The sequence below is a fragment of the Sinorhizobium sp. BJ1 genome (assembly GCF_002531555.1).
Lineage (GTDB): Bacteria > Pseudomonadota > Alphaproteobacteria > Rhizobiales > Rhizobiaceae > Sinorhizobium > Sinorhizobium fredii_B.
In genome coordinates, this window is record NZ_NWTH01000001.1 from 427,151 (window position 1) to 447,543 (window position 20,393).

Annotated in this window: 11 protein-coding genes; 6 read left to right on the top strand and 5 right to left on the bottom strand. The window is 63.6% G+C overall.

Annotated elements, in window-relative coordinates:
* Positions 1-55: 55 nt before the first annotated feature.
* The 4 genes from CO676_RS02085 (at position 56) to CO676_RS02100 (ending at position 5,110) form a co-directional block, all read left to right on the top strand.
* Positions 56-469: a hypothetical protein gene (locus tag CO676_RS02085; RefSeq protein WP_097519541.1), complete on the top strand. Its 414-nt coding sequence runs from the start codon at positions 56-58 to the stop codon at positions 467-469.
* A 97-nt stretch (positions 470-566) separates the two neighbouring features.
* Entirely contained in the window at positions 567-3,101 is a 2,535-nt protein-coding gene (secD, locus tag CO676_RS02090; RefSeq protein WP_097519484.1) for a protein translocase subunit SecD, read from the top strand.
* 503 nt (positions 3,102-3,604) lie between these two features.
* Positions 3,605-3,811, top strand: coding sequence for a hypothetical protein (locus CO676_RS02095; protein WP_097519485.1), 207 nt, complete (start codon positions 3,605-3,607; stop codon positions 3,809-3,811).
* Positions 3,812-4,099: 288 nt separating this feature from the next.
* On the top strand, positions 4,100-5,110 hold the full coding sequence (locus CO676_RS02100; protein ID WP_014760982.1) for a KpsF/GutQ family sugar-phosphate isomerase: 1,011 nt from the start codon (positions 4,100-4,102) through the stop codon (positions 5,108-5,110).
* Here CO676_RS02100 and CO676_RS02105 read toward each other — a convergent pair.
* From CO676_RS02105 to CO676_RS02125, 5 genes are all read right to left on the bottom strand, one after another.
* On the bottom strand, positions 5,080-6,411 hold the full coding sequence (locus CO676_RS02105) for a capsule biosynthesis protein (protein ID WP_014760983.1): 1,332 nt from the start codon (positions 6,409-6,411) through the stop codon (positions 5,080-5,082). The two genes, CO676_RS02100 and CO676_RS02105, sit on opposite strands and share 31 nt — an antisense overlap.
* Positions 6,412-6,437: 26 nt before the next feature.
* Entirely contained in the window at positions 6,438-8,033 is a 1,596-nt protein-coding gene (locus CO676_RS02110; protein WP_097519486.1) for an LTA synthase family protein, read from the bottom strand.
* A 101-nt stretch (positions 8,034-8,134) separates the two neighbouring features.
* On the bottom strand, positions 8,135-8,938 hold the full coding sequence (locus tag CO676_RS02115; protein WP_097519487.1) for an SDR family oxidoreductase: 804 nt from the start codon (positions 8,936-8,938) through the stop codon (positions 8,135-8,137).
* Between the two features lie 107 nt (positions 8,939-9,045).
* Positions 9,046-10,461, bottom strand: a complete 1,416-nt coding sequence (locus tag CO676_RS02120; RefSeq protein ID WP_097519488.1) for an aminotransferase class I/II-fold pyridoxal phosphate-dependent enzyme — start codon at positions 10,459-10,461, stop codon at positions 9,046-9,048.
* Complete coding sequence (locus CO676_RS02125; protein WP_097519489.1) at positions 10,458-17,963, bottom strand: type I polyketide synthase; 7,506 nt, start codon at positions 17,961-17,963, stop codon at positions 10,458-10,460. Before CO676_RS02125 ends, CO676_RS02120 begins: the two co-directional genes overlap by 4 nt.
* 401 nt (positions 17,964-18,364) lie before the next feature.
* On the opposite strand from CO676_RS02125, the gene CO676_RS02130 reads away from it, so the two are divergent.
* Positions 18,365-19,552, top strand: coding sequence for a polysaccharide biosynthesis/export family protein (locus tag CO676_RS02130; RefSeq protein WP_014760988.1), 1,188 nt, complete (start codon positions 18,365-18,367; stop codon positions 19,550-19,552).
* 233 nt (positions 19,553-19,785) lie between these two features.
* Entirely contained in the window at positions 19,786-20,385 is a 600-nt protein-coding gene (pncA, locus tag CO676_RS02135; RefSeq protein WP_014760990.1) for a bifunctional nicotinamidase/pyrazinamidase, read from the top strand.
* Positions 20,386-20,393: the final 8 nt, after the last annotated feature.

Consider the following 20,393-nt stretch of genomic DNA (forward strand, 5'->3'; position numbering starts at 1 on the left):
CCTTTGTGCGTCTGAACAGACGCACGGCGCTGTAGAGAAAGGGACCGCGTCCTCGATGGACCTTCTGGGTGGTGGCAGCAGAAACATGCAGGCCGGCCGGCTCGTTGCCGTGCTGTGGCTGTTCTGTGCTTCCTTTGCCATGCAGGTCATTGCCGTCGGGCAAAGCGTTTCCGGGCGCGCGGGCGCGCAGAGCGGTAACGTCTCCGCGCCCGACAGCGGATCGCCCGATCGCCCAGCCGCCCGCCAAATTTCCCGCGCCGTCGCCTTGCCTGAATTGCGCATCAGCGGCGAGCGACCCGACGGAAAGTCGACGCTCGGCGGCGATCCGTCCGCAGTACTTACAGTCGAAGCGGCCACCTTGCCGATCTACGAGGACGTTCGTCCCCACTCTTTCCCTCGTGCGGAAGTCCCAACCGGCTCCCGTCACGAAAGTGAGCGTATCCGCGGACCGCCCTCGTTCCTAGTGTAGCGGTCGAATATTCGGCGGAGCTTCCATCTCCGGCCTCGATGAACCCCAGCCCGAGCAGTGCCAAGAAGGCGTGTTCAGGCGTTTTTGGAATTTCCACATGCGTACATCCAGATGGGCGGTTCTCGCCTATGTCGCGATCATTATCTTCGGATGCCTCGCGGCGGTGCCGAGCGTTCTGACGCCGGCCATGCGGGAGCAATTCGCTTCCGTCCTTCCCTTCAAGCCGGTCACCCTCGGCCTCGACCTTCGAGGCGGTTCGCACCTCGTGCTCGAGGTCGACGGGGCGGGGCTGCAGAAGGCTCGCCTCAACTCGCTCCTCGACGACACCCGGCGCGTTCTGCGCGGCGAGCGTGTCTCCGCCTCTTCGGCGCGCATCAGCGGCAACAGCGTGACGGTGAGCGTCACCGACGCTGCCGATCGTGAAAAGGTGCTGCCGAAGCTGCAGGAACTCGCGGCACCCGTCGGTACGGTCGGGTTTGGCGGCTCCGCTGCTGAGCTCGAGGTCACGACGAACGGCGACGTTATCGCGCTCGCCATGACGGAGGCAGGCCTTTCCGATCGCATGACGAAGGCGGTCGAGCAGAGCCTCGAAATCATCCGCAACCGCGTCGACCAGGTCGGTGTCGCCGAGCCGCTGATCCAGCGCATCGGCTCGGACCGCATTCTCGTCCAGCTGCCGGGCCTCCAGGATCCGACGCGCCTTCGCGAGCTCCTCGGCTCGACGGCGCAGATGAGCTTCCACATGCTCGACCAGACCGCCGATGTCACGCAGCCGGCTCCGCGCGGCGTCGATATCCTGCCGGGCGCCAATGATGGCAACAAATATCCGGTCGAAAGCCGCATCGCGATTTCCGGCGAACGGCTCGAAGATGCGAAGGTTGGCTTCGACCAGCGCACGAACCAGCCGGTGGTGGATTTCGCCTTCGACTCACTCGGCGCCCGCCAGTTCGCCGACATCACCCGTGAAAACGTCGGCCGTCCCTTTGCCATCGTCCTCGATGGCAAGGTCCTGACGGCGCCGGTCATCAACGAACCGATTCTCGGCGGCCGTGGCCAGATAAGCGGCAACTTCACGGTCGAGGAGGCAACGGTCCTCTCCGCGCTGCTGCGCTCCGGCGCCCTGCCAGCGCCGCTTACCATCATCGAAGAGCGCTCGGTCGGACCGAACCTCGGCAGCGACTCGATCCGCATGGGTCTCTACACGGGTCTTGCCGGTTTCGGCCTCGTGGTGACGCTGATGGTCGTCCTTTACGGCGCCTGGGGCATGATCGCCAATGTCGGCCTGGTGCTTCACACGATCATGACGATCGGCGTTCTCGGCCTGATCGGGTCGACGCTGACCCTGCCCGGCATCGCCGGTATCATTCTCGGCATCGGCATGGCGGTCGACGCCAACATCCTGATCAACGCGCGTATCCGCGAAGAAACGGAAGCGGGCGCCGGTGCGATGAAGGCGCTCGATGTCGGCTTCAACAAGGCCTATGCGACAATCCTCGATTCCAACGTCACGACGCTTGCCGGCACGGTCCTCTTGTTCTGGCTCGGCAGTGGTCCGGTCCGCGGCTTCGCGGTCACCATGATGCTCGGCATCGTCATCTCGATGTTCACCTCGGTCACCGTCGTGCGCCTGCTGATGCGCGAGGTCGTCGTGCGCCGCAAGATGAAGAAGCTGGAAATCCCGTCGCTCTTCGGGCGCGTCCCGCATCTGCCGACCTTCTCCTTCATGAAGCGTCGCTTCCAGGCCATCGGCTTCTCGGCCTTCCTGTCGATCAGCTCGGTCATCCTGTTCTTCACGCCTGGCCTCAACTACGGCATCGATTTCATCGGCGGCATCCAGGTCGAGGCGGTGTCGAAGGAAAAGATCGACCTGCCGACGCTGCGCCACAGCCTCGAGGAGCTCAATCTCGGCGAGGTGGCGCTGCAGGACTTCGGCGGCGGCCAGTCGGTGCTGATCCGCGTCCAGCGTCAGCCGGGCGGTGAGCAGGAGCAGACGGCGGCGCTGAGCAGGATCAAGGATGCGGTGGCGACGGCGATCCCGGGGGCCGCGCTGGAACGGACCGAGGTCGTCGGTCCGACGGTCAGCGGTGAGCTGGCGCGCTCGGGCTTCCTCGCCGTCGGCCTCGCCATGGTGGCGATCCTGCTCTACATCTGGTTCCGCTTCGAATGGCACTTCGCCGTCGGCGCGATCGCGGTGCTATTGCTCGATATCACCAAGACCGTCGGCTTCTTCGCGCTGACCGGCATCGACTTCAACCTGACGGCAATCGCCGCATTGCTGACGATGATCGGCTACTCGGTGAATGACAAGGTGGTCGTCTACGACCGCATGCGCGAGAACCTGCGCAAGTACAAGTCGATGCCGTTCTCCGATCTCATCGACATGAGCATCAACCAGGTGATCGCGCGATGCATCTTCACCTCGATGGCGACGGCGCTTTCGCTGGTGCCGATGGCGATCTGGGGCGGCGAGGCGGTACAGAGCTTCGCGTGGCCGATGATTTTCGGCGTCATCGTCGCGACGACGTCGTCGATCTATATCGGTGGGCCGATCCTCCTGTTCCTCAGCCGCTGGTGGAAGGATCGCGAAGCCAGCCGTTCAGGCGCGCAGCAGCCCGGCGCGCCGGCGGCCTGACGTCACCAAACTATCATTGCCGAACAAACCAGGGGCAGCCTCCAGGGGCTGCCCCTTTTTTGTCCGAAAGTCCTGTCTTTATCCGAATCGTCACTTGCAGGCCGATTCGGTGCTACCTAAATAGGAAAATGCCCTTGCAGGGGACCCAACGGAATTGTCTACAAAGCTATCAAACAGAAACAGGGAATTATTTTTCTCCGTCTGGGCTTGGTAGTTGACTAATTTGGTAGATTATTCTAGTTTGCACGCCGTGACGCGGAAGGAGTCCGCCTCACATTGTTCATGAACCGCCGCGGCACCTCGCGCCGCGCCCAGCCGAAGGAGAGTGACATGTCCGGAATCGTCTCGACCGCCGCCTTCTGCGGCTCGCGTTCCCTTTGTCGTGCAACAGTGAAAGGTCTCATTCGCACGCTTTGCCGAATGTGACTGACTGAACTTACCGAATTCACCTTTTGCCGAGAATTGAAAGATCCGCGCTGAACGCGTGGAGGAGCGTTATTCGCATGAGCAAGCAAGTTATCGAATATGGCGGAGAGGCCGTTGGCGTCGTCGTCCCGGATCAGGACCGGTTCAAGTTCCTGGCGGTCAAGTATCATGTCTGGGATCTCGACGCGAAGCGCTTCGGTTCTGCCGATGAAGCCCGTGCGGCCATAGGACACCTGCTTGCCGGCCAGGGTGCGCCCAAGCACGAAGCTGGCGCGGCGGCGTGATTTCCCCCGCTACCATGATTCCCAGATATTAAATGTAAGCCGCGGTTTCCGCGCTGTTTATGCGCGGGAGCCGTCGATAGGTATGCCGGCGGCAGGCCTTTGCCGCCGCAAACATCTGTGGAAAATCGAATCCATCGACGTGCGCGCCGCGAAAATTGGCTGGTTTGACCGAAACCCGGCGTGGAAAGGCTTGGTTTGCGGGAAAAAAGGGCCTATCTGGCTTCTACGTTCTACGCGAGCCGCTGCAGGCGGGCTTGCGACCATATTGTTTCTGAACCGGGATTGAAGATGGGCTTGCGAAATTTGAAGGCTGAGGGGCATTCTCCAAGCGCCGTTCTGGATTCGATCCGCCGGACGATAACGACGGCAAAGAATGGCATCGAGGCGCTCGCCGAACAACTGGCGACGGACACAGCTTTCGCGCAGAGCCTCATCGATGCCGTCGAACTGATCGGCGACGGGCACGGCCGCGTCGTGGTTTCCGGCGTCGGCAAGAGCGGGCATATCGGCCGCAAGATCGCCGCGACCTTGGCTTCCACCGGCACGTCCGCCTATTTCGTCCACCCGACCGAGGCGAGCCACGGCGATCTCGGCATGGTCACTTCCGATGACGTGCTGATCCTGCTCTCCTGGTCCGGCGAGACGGCGGAACTCGCCAACATGCTGACCTACGCCAAGCGCTTCAAGGTGCCGATCGTGTCGATCTCATCGAACCGCGACAGCATCCTGGCGCGCAATTCCGAAATCGCCCTGGTGCTTCCGAAGGTACCGGAGGCCTGTCCGCACGGGCTGGCACCGACGACCTCGGCTATGCTGCAGCTCGCTGTCGGCGATACGCTGGCGATCGCGCTTCTGGAGCGGCGCGGTTTTTCCGCCGAGGACTTCAAGACTTTCCACCCCGGCGGCAAGCTTGGCGCGCAATTGCGCCTGGTACACGAACTCGCGCATCTGGCCGACCAGATGCCGCTGCTCGCCGTCGGCCGGCCGATGAGCGAAGCTGTCATCGAGATGTCGGCGAAGGGCTTCGGCGTCATCGGTATCATCGACGAAGGCGGTGTGCTCGTCGGCGTCATCACCGATGGCGACTTGCGCCGGCACATGGCCGGCGACCTGCTCAGCCAGCCGGTCGAAGACGTCATGTCGCATCATCCGAAGGTGGTGCAGGCAGACCTACTCGCCAGCGCCGCCATGGAGTTCATGCAGGAGCACAAGGTCACCGTGCTGTTCCTTGTCGACGAGGCGGGGGTACCTGAAGGCATCCTGCATATTCACGACCTGTTGCGCGCCGGCGTTGCCTGACCGGACGCGGCCGCCCTCTTTGCCGGCTTTTGCCGGGGCGGCGGATCGATGAACGCACCGGGTTCGTTGACGGTGTTGCGATGCAGCCGCTCGGCGATAGCGTCAGCTCCGGCATCGGTGCCCGCGACGGAATAGAAATTGCCGCGGACCTGGATCGAGGCCGCCATCAACCGGAACATTGCCGCGCTCAAATCCGGATCCGGTGGCTGCGGCGCCTCCCAGAACGCATCAAGCGGCTGCTGGTCGGTCATGTCTGCAATGTCGAAAACGGCTTTTCCGAGAACCTTCACAGGCTTGCCCTGTTTCAAGGCATGCAGCCCGGCGGTCGAGTTGACCGTCACCATGCCAGCGCTCTTCTCCGTCAGCAGATCCAGATTTCCGCCCTCGAGATAGACGACGCGCGCGCCGATCCCAAGCGCTGCCGCTTGGTGGGTGATGATCCTGCGCCAGGGAATGAGGCTGTTGTCGAGCGGGTGAACCTTGATGGCAAGCTTGGTTGCCGCCGGCGCGTGGCGTGAGAAGGACTGCAGGATGTCGCCGATCGCCTCCTTCTGACTGGTGAAGGGCGAGTGCGCCCGCAATTGGAAGTCGGTCTCGAGTTGCAGCGGATAGACGAAGTAGGACGCTCCTGCGGATGAGAGCGAGGCGATCAATCTATCCGCCGCGTTGCACTGGCGCTTGCTTGTCGTCAGGCGCCTCACCCAGCCGGCATATTCCGCCAGCGGATGAAAGATCGCGTGCCGGCGATAGCCGGGGAAAAGAAACCAGAGGAAGACGTTCGGCAGATTGTAAAGGAGGTCATAGGCCGCTTCGGCAAGGAAGGTCTGGGTATGCCGCCGCCGCCAGTCCGGCTCCGGCAGCCCCGCCGCCGCTCGCAAGATCTGCTGCGGGTCGGCAGGGAAATGCGAGTTGGACGACATGCCGCCGCGTTCGAGCGTCAACCAGTCCGGCCTCAGATAGCCCATTTCGACGACGAAGATCTCGACCCCGAGCCGGCGCGCCGAAGCGACGGCGATCTGGTGGTAGGGGCGTTCCTCGCCGAGGAGGACGAGGTCGCTGACGGAATGGCGGCGGATGAATTCCTCGACGAAACCGGCCCAATTGGTGATCGAGCCGCGATAATTGTGCGCGCCGCCCCGTCGCCAGAAGATCTGGTCGCCGGCATTGAGATTGATGCGCAGGCAGGTATGGCCGTGGGCCTCGAGCCGCGTGGCGATCTTGGCGAAGATCGGCGACGAGGGGCCCTGCAGGAACAGGAATGTCCGTCGTGGCCGCTGCTCAATCGTGGTGCCTGCCTTCATTGCTGCAACTTTCCCCGCGGTCGCTGCTATTGCAGCGCGTCCTTGTGCAGATTGGCGTGCCTGAGCAGCGCACGCAGGAGGTTCCACGGGTCCTCGTCCTGCGGAAGTTTGGGACGGTGATTTGCCGGGCGGGCCTTGGCCAGCGGGACGATGAAATAATCCGTACGCGGGTCGGGAAAAGGATCGGCAAAGGACTTCAGGAGGGGCGCATGATCGCCGTAGAAGACGAGCCATACGGGGCGATCAAGCCTCTCGAGACCGTCGACCAGCTTCTTCAGCGCGGCATCCGATTGCTGAAGGATCGCCAGGTAGATATCGACCGGATTGGTGAGCGTTCCAGCACGACCGGGCTCCCAAGGGCCATGATTGGCCATCGAGGCGACGAAGAAGAGCCCGCTATCGTCGTCGGGAAGCTTCCGCGTCTCCTCCAGAACCCTCGCGGTCAGCGCGGCATCGGAAACGTAAAGGCCGTCTTGAGAGGGATCATGGTCGAAGGCATCGAGCATGGTCAGCTTCTCGAACCCCAATAGCGGCATCGCCTTGTGGCGCAGGAAGAATGTCCGGTCATAGGGATGAATGAAATGCGTGCGCCAGCCGGCCCGCTTCAACTTCCCCGGCCAGACGGCATCGGCATAGTGGGCGGCGCGGAGATAGGGATAGCTCGCATCGACGTGGATATCGTCCGGCACAAGGCCGCTCAATACGGCGAATTCGGTGCGCAGCGTGTAGCCGCCTTCGAAAACGTTGCTCAGCCGGCCCCACTGCACCGCCTGTTGGCGCAGCCTGTCGATCGCCGGCAGCTTGATCGTGTCCACGCCGAAATGCCGCATGTCGATGAAGGATTCCGACTGCCAGACGACGATCAGCGGCGCCTCCTCATGGCCGATCAGATCATGGACCGCGGCGCGCAGGCGTACCGAGAGCTCGGCGACGATCTTCTCGCGCTTGACCCCCAGCCAGACGATGAAGTGGAAGACCACCGAGCCGAAGGTGCCGAAGCGCACCGTGCTCATCTTGAGGTTGACCTTCTTTCCCACCAGCCGCTGCACGAGTGCCGCCGTCGGGCGGTTGACCGGGCCGTAGAAAAGCAGGAGCCAGGGTCCGGCGGCGATCACGATCATCACCAGAATCCAGAACAGCTTGTCTCTGGCCGGAAGGACCGTCGGCTCGAAATACATATAGAGGCCCGAGACGCCGAAGACGTAGAGAAAGGCGACGACCCAGAACACGACGTTCAGCGACGTCGCGTAGAAGATTGACTTGTATTTGAACACGTCGGCGACGAGGGCGATGTCCGAGAAGACCAGCGGCTCGCGGATGAACTTGAATTTTGCACGGGAGATGCCGGTGAAGATGATGAAGAAGCTCATCGTCCCGGCAGCCGCGTAGAGCGGCCGCCAGGAGATCGCGAAGAAGCCGGCAAAAACGAGTGCTATAACCGGCAGCCTGGCGAGGACATCGACGATATCCTGGTTGCGGCCATGGGGAGACGCATTCTTTCGCCGCTCGCGCTTCGGCAGCGCAAAGCGGTCGGTGAAGAAGATCACCCCGCAGGACAGCAGATAGCAGCCGAGCGTCAACGCTGCTGGATAGTCGTGCAATTCAAAGGGCAGTAGCGCCAATCCGTTACCTTCGAGCCATTTCCGCGCCGCGCCGGCAGGGTCTCCGCCCGACACTTAAATGCTAACGATGGCGGGCACAAGCGCGGCAGGGCGCTCGACAGTCACCGTCCACGGCTGCGCGCGATCGCCCGGTCGAACCACCAGTCGACCAGCGGCCGAACGGCGGGTCCGAAGCGCCCGAGGAGGAAAAGCGTGAGGCCGAAATAGATTTCGAACCGTTTCCCTTCGACGCCTTTGACGATCTTCCGGGCAACGGCTTCGGCGCTCCAGGGACGGACGGCACCCATCACCACGCTTGCTTCGCGCGGGCGCTCTGCGATTTCCCGCTCGAACTGCGGCGTCTCCGTATCCGGTGGAAAGCTCACCGATACGCCGACGCCATGGCAGCGGGCTTCGCTGCGCAGCGCCTCGGCAAAGCCGCGCAGGGCGAACTTCGACGCGCAATAGGACGTGTAGCCGTAGATGCCGATCAGTCCGGAACCCGAGGAGATCATCACGATATGCCCGGTGCGCCGCCGCGCCATGTCCGGGTAGACGGCGCGTACCGCGTGCACGGTGCCGGAAAAATTCGTTTCCATCTGGCGGCGAAAGGCGGCGCTCGACATGTCTTCGAAAGGTGCCGGTTCGACAACGCCCGCGGAGGTCACGAGAACATCGCAGGGGCCCAGCGCCTCGACGCAGCGGCCGATCGCCGAGTCGATCGCTTCCTCCCTCGCGACATCGGCGGTTTCGATATGGATATCCTCGGCCCGGGCACCGTATTTGGCGACGAGCTTCCGTGCCGCCAGTTCCAGAGGATCGCGCGAGCGCGCAATGAGCGACAGCCGCGCGCCGCGGACCGCATACAGGGATGCGAGTGCCAGGCCGATGCCGCTGGAACCGCCGGTTATGATCACATGGGTCATGCAGTTAGCCTGCCTGCCGCCGCGGCTTTGACGCGAGCGGCGATCTATTCTAGGAAGTCGGAGCGGGATTTGGGCGGAAAACCGCGCACGCTTTTCCTCATCCCGCTCTAGCGCGCCGAGAGCGCCTTCAGCATCTGGTCGATATCGACGCCGCCGAGGCCGAAATTCCGTTCAGTGAGATCCGTCAGGCGCTCGGCGGTCAGCGTCACGGTGCGGCGGATCTGCTCCTCCGTATGCTCGCTGGTGATGAAGTAGCGCAGCCGCGCCATGCCTTCCGGGACGGCGGGATGGATGATCGGCAGCACGTTGATGCCGGCGGCGTGCAGGTCGTTCGAAAGCTGTACCGCCCTGAGGGAATCGCCAACGATCACCGGCACGACCGAGTAACCGCCGCTCAAGCCGGTGTCGAGACCGGCCTCCCGGGCGAATTTCAGGAACAGGGCGCCATTGCGCCTCAGCGCTGCGGTGCGCTCCGGCTCCCGTTCGAGAACGTCGAGGCTCGCAACCGCCGACGCGCCGAGAACGGGCGCGAGGCCGACGCTGTAGACGAAGCCGCCGGCCGACGCCTTGAGCACCGCCGCAAGTGCCTCGCTGCCGGCGATGTAGCCGCCGCAGCTCGAAGTGGTTTTCGACAGCGTTCCCATCCAGATGTCGACCTCGTGCGGATCAACGCCGAAATGCTCCGCCAGGCCCTTGCCCCGTCGGCCCAGGACGCCCAGCGAATGGGCTTCGTCCACCATCAGCCAGAAGCCGAATTCGGCCTTGAGCTTCAGAAGTGCCGGCAAGTTGGCGACGTCGCCATCCATCGAATAGATGCCTTCGACGATCACCATGATGTGGCGATAGTCGCCGGAAACGGTGCGCAGCACATGTTCCAGGTCGGCCGTGTCGTTGTGCTTGAACAGGCGGCGCGCGGCGCCCGAAAGCTTGATGCCGGCAAGGGCGCTGTTGTGGATGAACTCGTCATGGATGACGAGGTCCTTTGGCCCCAACAGGCAGCCGATGGCGGCCACATTGGTGAGATAGCCGCTGACGAAGCAAACGGCCGCATCGACGCCGTAGAAGCGGGCGATCCGCTCCTCGAGCTCGACATGCACCGGTCTTTCGCCCGCAACAAGCCTGCTCGCCGAGGCGGAAATCCCGAAGGTTTCGATCGTCTCGCGCGCCCTGTCGAGCACGTGGGCGTGCCTGTTCAGGCCGAGATAGTCATAGGAAGCGAAGTTGATGAGCTTGCGCCCATCGATCACCGTCGTCGCGCCCGCCGCCGTCTGATGCGCCCGATAGAACGGATTGGCGATGCCGAGCTGCTCGCTCGCGAACTTCTGTGCCTGCACTTGCTTATATTCCGGCAGGTCCTCGAAGCGAGCTTGTTGGCGACGCGGGGCAGGCGGCAAGTCCCGCTCCGAGCGCGCCATCCGGTTGCGCTCGGAGGATTGATGGGTGTTCCTCATCCTGTCCAGCAGGTTCTCCTTCAGACTGCTGTTCATCTTGGAGAAGGTCTGGCCGTTTCCGTCGTTGCTCATTGGCTCAGTGCTTTTTCCTTGGCTGCTCCGATATGGCGTTGCGTCAGTTCGGTGACGAGCTTGTCGTCGGTGGTCTCGGCCTCGTCGCTCTGATCGCGCTTGCTTACCTTTTCATAGAGCTTGCGCGCAACGTCTCCGACGGTCGTGCTGTCGGCGACACCGCTGAGCGGCATGTCGAATCCGGTATTCTGTTGGAAGCTGATGCCGAGCTCGACCGCCATCAGGCTGTCGAGGCCGATTTCCTTCAGGATCTTGCCGCGCGTCACCGTATCCTTGGCCACGCGGAGAATGGCGGCGATCTCGCTCGCGACCAGATCGAACAGGATGTCCTCCGCCTCCTGCGGCGACTTGCCCTCGATCATTGCGACGAGGTCCAGCTTGGTGCCTTCTGCGCCGGAGGCGTGCTGGTCGGCGCCGCGCAGGATCACCTCGAAGAGGGCGTTGCGGGCCACCGGGAGATTGCGCGCCGCCGCCCAGTCGATCTCCGAGATCATCACCACCGCGGCATCGACGCTGCCCGGATCGGCAGCGATATGGCTCTCCACCATATCGAGCGCCACCTGGGCCTTGAGCGCCGTCTTGCCGATGCGCTTGGCGAGAAGGTCGTTCACCTCCGCGTTCTGCGTCAGATAACCCGCATCGGCGATGGCGCCGAAGCCGACTGCCAGCCCCGCCAGCCCCTCCGAGCGGCGTGCGCGGGCGAGACCCTCGAGATAGCCGTTGGCGGCGACATAGTTGGCCTGGCCCGGATTGCCGACGAGCGTCGTTGCCGAGGAGAACAGGATAAAGTTGTCGAGCGTGTCCGCGCGCGTCAGCCGGTCGAGGATCGCCGCGCCCTTCGCTTTCACGTCGATGACCGGCCGGTTGCGTCCGCGGGTCAGGTTGCTGATCAGCGCATCGTCGAGCACCATTGCCGCATGCACGATCGAGCGCAGCGGCGCCTGCGACCGAAGGGTCGCGAGAAGCGTTTCGACGGCAGCGGCATCGGTGACGTCGCAGGCGTGCAGCGAGGCCGCCACGCCGGCTTTCTTCCAGCGATCGATCATCGCGCTCGTCGCGGCATCCGGTTGGCCACGGCGCGAGCAGAGCGCGATGTTGCGCGCTCCCTTCTCGACGAGCCAATTGGCCGCCATCAGTCCGAAGCCGCCGATACCACCGACGACCAGATGCATGCCGTCCGGATCGACCTTCATGCCCCGGCGCCGCTTCGCGGCGATCTCGTGCTGGCCGGCGACCGGCGGCAGCACGACGATCTTGCCGATATGGCCGGCATTCTGCATCAGCCGGAACGCATTGCCGATCTCGTCGAAGTCGAAGGCACGATAGGGAAGCGGCGTCAGCCTGCCCTCATCGAACAGTTCGCCGATCTCCAGGAAGATCCGCCTGGTCAGCTCCGGCTGGTTGACGAGGAGCTGGTCGGCGTCGATGCCGAAATAGCTAATGTTGCGGCGGAACGGCCGGAGGCCGATCTTGCTGTCGGCGTAATAGTCGCGCTTGCCGAGTTCCAGGAACCGCCCGAAGGGCTTGACGAGGGCAAGGCTCTGCTCCATCGCCTCGGCGAAGAGCGAGTTGAGGACGAGATCCACGCCTTCCCCGCCGGTGACGGCACGAACTTCGTTGACGAAGCCGAGCGACCGGGAATCGAAGACGTAGTCGGCTCCGAGCATCGTCAGGAAACGCCGCTTCTCGCGGGTACCGGCCGTCGCGATGACTTTGGCGCCCTTCAGCTTGGCAACCTGGAGTGCGGCGAGGCCGACCCCGCCGGCAGCGCCGTGGATGAGGATCGTCTCGCCGGCCCGGATTCGGCCGAGCTCGACCATCGCATAATAGGCAGTGAGGAAGGCGACCGGCAGGGTGGCGGCGGCCACCGGGCTGATCGTCTGCGGCAGTTTGGCGACGCCCGCCCGGGAGACGACCGCGTGTGTCGAGAAGGCGGAGGAGGCGATCGCCATGACCGCATCGCCGACCGCGAGATCGTCAATGCCCTCGCCGACTTCGACCACATGGCCGGAAAGCTCCATGCCGATCGTCGCACCGGCGAAGCCGTCTTCAAGCGCTTCTTCCGGCAACAGGCCCATGGCCCACATGACATCGCGGAAGTTGAGCCCCGTGGCGGCAACGGAGACGACGATTTCACCCAGTCCGGCCCGCGGCACGTCGGTTTCTTCCCAGGCGATGCTGCTCACCTGGGAACTGACGCGCTGGCGAATGGTCGCGGCCGGGAAAGCCCCGGTCTTTCCTTCGGTCTTGGCGGCGGGGCCGGATACGGCGCGGATCTCCGAGACCAGGCCCGTCTTCCGATCAAGCAGCCATTCGCGGTTCGAGCCTTCGATCGCGAGCAGCGGCAGCGCCGAGGCAAGCAACTCCACATGATCCGCTTCCGCGTGGTCGCAGACATCGAGCGCGTGAACGTCGAGGAACTCGTACTCGTTTTGCAACACGCGGACGAATGTCCACAATCCCGAATTCACGCCTGAGCTTGCCGATTCCGAAACCGGAGCGCCGCCCGGTGCGACCAGCACGAGACGGGGACGCTCGGCTCCGGCAGGCTCGCCGTTTCCAACGCGCTGCTTCAGCGCTTCGGCAAAGGCGCTGAGCGCCAGCACCTGCGTCTGCAGCAAGTCGGAGTCTTCGTCGCCAATCTGGTCTGCCGTCGCAGAGACGAACACCGCGCGGACCGGCGTTCCGTCGAGCCTGTCGAGCGCTGGCCCGAGCGCGGCGACATCAGCGGCCATGTCGCCAGAGACGACGACCGGGATGGCCTCGGCTGGGACCGAACTGGGCAGGGTGCCCGTTTCGATCAGCAAAAAGGGAACCACGCCAGCCTCGCTGGTCATCGGCCCTGTCGCGATGCTCGTGCCGCGCGCTTCGATCAGAATCGTATGGCCATGGGGGCACTCGCAATCGCTGACGTCGACCTCGTTGAGCTCGAGATCGGCCAGACATTTCTGCCAGTGCGACGCAGCGGCGAGCCTGCCGATCGGGAACTCCGCCGTCTGACTGCGTTCGAACCAGCCGTCGGAGAGGCCGAAGGCGAAGTCACCGAAGATCGACGGAGCACTGACGGCAGCAACGAGCGCGCCGCTTTCCCGCAACATCGAACGCAGCGCGGAGCGGACTCCGGCTTCCTCTTCGATCAACGGGTACAGGTTGTCGGAAGCGCTGACGGCGAGATCGAAGGGCCCGATCGCAGCGAAATCGCTCTTCTTCAGAATGCGCACATGGGCGTCTTCCTCGAAAGCGATCTCGAGATTGCGCTGGGCATTGTCGCGCGGCTCGACGACCGAAAGGGTCGTTCCATGCCTTGCCGCCAGGTCGGCCAAGCGCCGCGTGAAGCCGGCGGAGACACTGCCCAACTCGACGATGCGCAGGCGTGCGCCGCCCACCTGTGCGTCCAGGGCCTGTTCGACCATGCCGAGGACCTGATCCATGCGTGAACGACTTGCCACCGAGTGGACGGTCTGGTGATCGAGCGTCGCCTCGCTGATAAAGCCGGCGTTGAAAGCCGCCGTTTCGCCGTCGGCCGTTCGCGCCAGCAGCATATCGAGACGGCTCAGCGCTTCCGCATAGGCGTTGTTGATCAGTACCGCTTCCACGGCGCGGTCGGGGCGCTCGCCATAGAGTTCGCCGAGAATCTCCTCGATGGAGGGAAGCGTAAACTCCGGCGCAACTCTCCAGCTGCCGTTCTGATGTTCGCAGAGCCCCGCGTCCTCGAGAGCGTAGAAGCAGTTCGTTAAGAAGCATTGAAACGCGAAATCGCCGGGCAACCGATTATCCGGGATCGTGCTCTTTCCGCGCGCCAGCTTGTGCGCGATCTCATGACAGGCGCGATAGATGGCTGCATTGAAGAGCAGCGTTGCATTGTCGACGCCGCTGTTGGCGGCGGCCGGTTCCGTCAGCTTCGCGGGGGCCGCCCCCGCGCGCTTCGTGCCGGGCAGGATCACGTCGGACAGCACCGCCTCATAATGGAAGGATAGGCTGTCGAGCGTCTTGTGCTTGCGCAGATAGGTCCGGCGGAAACGACAATCGTCGAAATGCGCAATCGGTTCGCCCGCCGCATCGAAGAAATGGAACCGGGCCTTGATCGAATTGGCGCTGACGCTGTCGATCTCAACCGTCGCACGCGCAATCGGCCGGCCTGCATTGACGACGCGCACTGAACCGAAGCGGACCGGAATATAAGGCGCGCCGCCCTTGTCGCCGGTGAAGCGATCGAAGAGCGCCACCAGCCCGTGGAAGGTCGCGTCGACGGAGATCGGGTGGAGTGCATAGCTGACGAGGGGATGCCCCGATCCAGCCGGAGCCTTCAGTTCGACATCGATCAGCCGCTCCCCGTAGGCGACCGCCCGGGTCAGCAGTTGGAAATGCGGGCCGTAGTCGAGCCCGAAATGCTTGGCCGTGTCATAGGCCATTGCCGGAGTGACGATGCCTGTCTTGGCCAGGCCGGAGATGGACGGATGCTTTCCGTTCGCACCGGCTATCGGCTTGCGGCTTCTCGCCACCGCATGCACCGTCCAGTCGTCCTCCGACAGGCGCTCACGCGAACGGATCTCGATGTCGCCCGTCTCTGGCGACAGGATGGTCGAGAGTTCCACGATCCGGCTGTCGCTGAGTTCGAGCGGCCGCACGATCTCGAGATTGGTGATCTCGACCTCGTCGCTGCCATAATATTGCTGTGCCGCGGAGACGGCGATCTCGATGAAACCGCTGCCCGGCAGGATCGCCTTGCCGTCGACGACGTGTTCGGCGAGATCCGGGAAAAGATGCGCGTCGACATGGTTTTTCCAGCTGCCGCTGTTGGGATCGCCGCGCCAGCCAATAAGGCGGTAGGCCTTGCCGGAGCGGCCGAAGAGGTCGGTCGCATCGGTGGTGGTCTGCGGGCGCAGCTCGATAGGCTCGAACGGCAGGCTCGGCAGCTCTATGAACGCGTCGCGCTTGCCGTAGACACGCGGCCGGTCGACCGCTGCACCGTGCGCGACGGCCCGCGCCATCGATGCGGAGATCGGGTCCTGCCCCCTCTCTCCGGCATCGCGAAGCAGGGTCGGCACCACCGCTGCCGGAACCGCCGCCTGCTTGATCGTCTCTTTGACATAGGAGGCGAGGATCGGTCGCGGAGAGATTTCGATGAATAACCGGCAGCCGAGCGCGAGCGCGGCATCGGTGGCCGCTTGGAAGCGCACCGGCTCGCGGACATTCTTCCACCAATAATCCGGATCGAGCTCCGTACCGTCGAGAGCACTGCCGGTAACCGTCGAGAGGTAGGTCAGCTCCGTCCGACGCGGGGCGATATCGGGAATATCGGCAAGGAATGCCTCCTTCGCCTGGTCGATGATCGGATGGTGGAACGGGTAGTTGATGTCGAGGATCTGGACGGGGATCTTCGCCTTGCGGGCGGCGTCGCGGAACGCGGTGACCTCGTGTGCCGGGCCGGAAATCGTCACCGAATTATGCGCGTTGACGGCTGCGACGCAGACCTCGTCGAGGCCCCGCGCCTGCGCGAAGGCGGCGGCCGCCTCCTCGCCGAGCATCACGGCTGCCATCGTGCCCTCGCCCGCAAGCAGGTCCTGGTGCAGCGAGCGCTTCGCGACGATCGACACGGCATCGACCAGCGACAGGGCGCCTGCCGCATAGGCTGCGGCGATCTCGCCGACCGAATGCCCGAACACGGCGGCCGGCTTGATCCCCATCGCCACGAGCGAGTCTGAAAGCGCCGCCTGGATCGCGAACAGCAGGGGTTGGGCGACCTTGGTGTCCGCGAGCCGCTTGTCCAGCTCCGGGTCGGTCAGCAGGTCCTTGAGATCGATATCCGAGTGGAATCTAAAGAGGGCACTGACAGAGGTGAAGGACTGGCGGAAGTGCAGGTTTTCACGGAAGGCCTCGACGCCCATGCCGGCCCATTGCGAGCCGTTGCCGGAGAAGACGAAGGCAACCTGCGCATTCTTGAGCGGCGCCTCGCCGACTTCCCCGATATCGGAACCTGGCTTCTCGAGGTAGCTGGCGATCGCCCGGACGATGTCTTCGGGATGGTCGCTGCGCGCGGCAAAACGGTGGCGCATATGGGTGCGGTTCGCGCCCGAGGCGGCGATGATGGCCCGCGTCTCTTCCTTGGAGGCACCCGCAAACGTTGCCTTGTAGTCCCGGAGCAGGTTTTCGAGGCTCGACTGCGTGTGGGCGCTCGCGAGAAACACTTGTCCCGCCGAGCCGGCCGTGGCCCTCTCCTGCGGGACCGGGTCCGGATCGCTGATGACGACATGGGCGTTGGCGCCACCGAAGCCGAAGGAGTTGATGCCGGCGAGCCGGGCGCGCTTGCCCTTCAGGAGTTCGATCGGATTGGCCGTCACGCGAACATTGAGGCTGTCGAAATCGATATGCTCGTTCGGCGTATCGAAATGCAGCGACGCCGGAAGGTAATTGTGCTCGAGCGCCAACACGGCCTTCATCATGCCGAACAGGCCCGAAGCCGGCTCGGTGTGGCCGATATTCGACTTGATGGAGCCGATCGGCACCGGAGCCCGGCGCTTGGCGCCGATGACCGTGCCGATGGACCACACCTCCGCCGGGTCGCCGACCTTGGTGCCTGTGCCATGGCCTTCGACGAAGGCCACCTGGTTGGCATCGATGCCGTTGCCCTCGTAGATGGCTTTCAGCAGATTGGCCTGCGCCTCGCGCGAAGGGAGCGAGATGCCGTTGGTGCGACCGGCCGAGTTGACGCCGGAGGCGACGATCCTCGCATAGCTCCGGTCCCTTTCCCGACGGGCCCGGTCCGAGCGCCGCAGGACGAAGACGACGCCGCCTTCCGCCCGGACATAGCCGGCGCCGTCATTGTCATAGGCGCGGCAGAGGCCCTCCGGCGACAGCATGCGCGCCTGGGCGAAGCCGACGAAAGGGAGGGGATGAGCGAGAATATTGACGCCGCCGACGATCGCCGTGTCGATCTCGCCGGCGTTGAGCGCCCGCATCGCCTGGTCGAGCGCGACGAGCGAGGAGGAACAGGCAGTGTCGACCGTCATGCTCGGGCCACTCAGCCCGAAGACGTGCGATATGCGGTTGGAGACGATCGAGAGCGTATTGCCCGTCATGAAGTAAGGGCCGGCGGCAGCCGGGTCCTCGACCGTCAGGTTGGCGTGATCGAGGCTCGATGCGCCCACATAGACGCCGACATTCTCCCCGTGCAGCGACGCTATCGATATATTTGCGTCCTCGAGCGCACGCCAGGCGAGCTGCAGCAGCACCCGCTGCTGCGGGTCCATATACATCGCCTCGCGCTGCGACATGCCGAATACGGCCGGGTCGAAATCATAGATCGTCTCGAGAACGCCGGCGGCAAACGAATAGGTTTTGCCCTGCGTTCCCATCACCGGGTGCCAGAAGCGCGCCAAGTCCCAACGATCGCCCGGCACGCTGGTAACGGTGCACATGCCTTGACGCAGAATTTTGAAGAGCGCCTGCGGCGATTGCGCTCCAGGTGCCAGGCATGCACGCCCTATGATTTCAACAGTCATGTATGATCAAACGCTCTAGAACTGCCCTTAAATTGTCCTAGCCAATTGCAGAGCCAAACGAAAATTGCAACCGACGATACATTTGCTGGGTGGTTTTCCCCTTTAATGTCCCCCCTGCTGTATTAGCGAGCTTTTAACTCATAGTGCCTAGCTTTCAACCCCAAAGGCCTAGATAAACGTCCCGCCGCCCGCGTCCAACACAATTACGGCGACAGTTCGTAACCGATTTCGAGCGGGTATGACCGGAAAGGCGCAGTGCCGAATATTTTGGCCAGCTTAACGGCGGGTGGCTTGTTGTGGGACGGCGATTGTGCTTTTCAGGGACCGGCGGATCCTGCCGGGAAGGATGCGGCGCAGATCTTTGAACAGAATCATCGCTGTGCCGAATACGGAGTGAAGTAGTGAAACGAGTGACTGCCCTTCTGCTTTGTACCGCACTTGCGGGATGTCAGGCTGTACCGGGCGAGGGGCCACTGACAAGCGCCATCGTCGCAGAAGCCGGCCAGTCGGGATCGGAGATCGGCAGGAGGAACGCCACCGTTTTCGATATCATCGATATCGACGGCCAGTCCGCACGGCTCGTTTCCGAATATGTGGCGACGACGCTGAGCCGCCGCTTCGGCATTGGCGGCGGGGTCGGCCAGGTAGTGATCGGCGTCGGCGACCAGTTGAAGGTCACCATCTTCGAGGCGGGCAGCGACGGCCTGTTTTCCACAACGGAATCGAAACAAACGAGCATCGACCTCGTCGTCCAGCCGGACGGCAAGGCGGCAATCCCCTATGTCGGCTCCGTTCGCTTCGCCGGCTTGACGCTGGAGCAGGCGCGCCAGGCGATCCTCGACGCGTTGAAGCAGAAGGCCGTGGAGCCGGACGTCATTGTCACCAGCACCTCGACCGCGTCGCGCATCGTCACCGTCTCCGGCGCCGTCGGCCGCCCGTCGGTGGTGCCGCTCAATCTGGTCAGCGAAACGATCAACGAGGTCATCGCCAAGGCCGGTGGTCCCTCGGCGCAGCCCTACGAGACCTATGTCACGCTGGTGCGCGGCAAGAAGACCGGAACGGTTCTGCTGAAGTCGATCATCGAGAGCCCGTCGGAAAACATCCATGTCAAGCAGGGCGACCAGATTTTCGTTACCCGCGACCCGCGCACCTTCACGATCCTCGGCCAGGTGCGGGCCAACCAGCGCGTCGAATTCGGCGCCAACGATCTGAACCTGCTCGAAGCCGTGGCGCTGGCCGGCGGCGGGGCGGATCGCACCATCGATGCGAAGGGCTATTTCGTCTTCCGCTACGAGGAGCCGGACATCGTCATGAGCCTGCTCGGCCGGGAGCGTTTCAACACGATGCTGAGCAAGGGCATGCAGCCCGACAGGGTCGGCCGCTATCCGATCGTCTACCGTTTCAACATGACGAACCCCGACAGTTTGATCGTCGGACAGACCTTCCCGATCAAGAACCGCGACGTCATCTACGCCTCGCGCCACCCCTCGGTCGACATCTCCAAGTTCATGGAATTCATCGCGCGGCCGATCGGCATTGCGAATTCCGGCGTCAGCATCGCCGACAACCTGAACGATCTCAACAATTGATGGTCACGTGGGGGAGTCACGTCCCCACAGGCCACGCTTCTGAAACGGAGCCGCGCCCGCCCGCGCCGCGCGTTAACATCCTAGAATCGATCGCCTTTAGAGGCTTGCCATCATTCGCGCCGAGCGGCCGCCGCCGGTGAACATGCTTGCCGCCTCGCGCGTTCTGTGATTGATCTTGCGCTTAAATCGATTTGCCGACCGCCAATGTCCGCCGGCGATCGCGAGGAGTGGCCATGGCTGAAGATGCCCTGATCGTCATCGACATGCAAAATGACTTCTGCCCGGGCGGCGCGCTCGCGGTCGAGGATGGCGATGAAGTCGTGCCGATCGTCAACCGCCTCATCGAAGGGGCCCGGCACGTCATCCTGACGCAGGACTGGCACCCGGCCGGCCATTCGAGCTTCGCGTCGAGCCATCCCGGCAAGGCGCCTTTCCAGACGGTGACGATGCCCTATGGCGAGCAGACGCTTTGGCCCGATCATTGCGTCCAGGGCAGCCCGGGCGCCGATTTTCACCCCGCTTTGCGGTGGACGACGGCGGAACTGATCGTGCGCAAGGGGTTCCGCACCGAAATCGACAGCTATTCGGCCTTCTTCGAGAACGACCACCGGACCCCGACGGGCCTCGCCGGCTATTTGCACGAGCGTGGAATATCCAAGGTGACCCTCTGCGGTCTGGCAACCGATTTCTGCGTCGCCTACTCGGCGCTCGATGCAGTCGCCCAGGGTTTTTCGACCTCCGTCGTGCTCGGCGCCTGTCGCGGCATCGATCTCAACGGATCGCTTGCCGCGATGACTGGGCGTATGCGCGAGGCGGGCGTCGAGTTGCTCTAGCCCGAAGC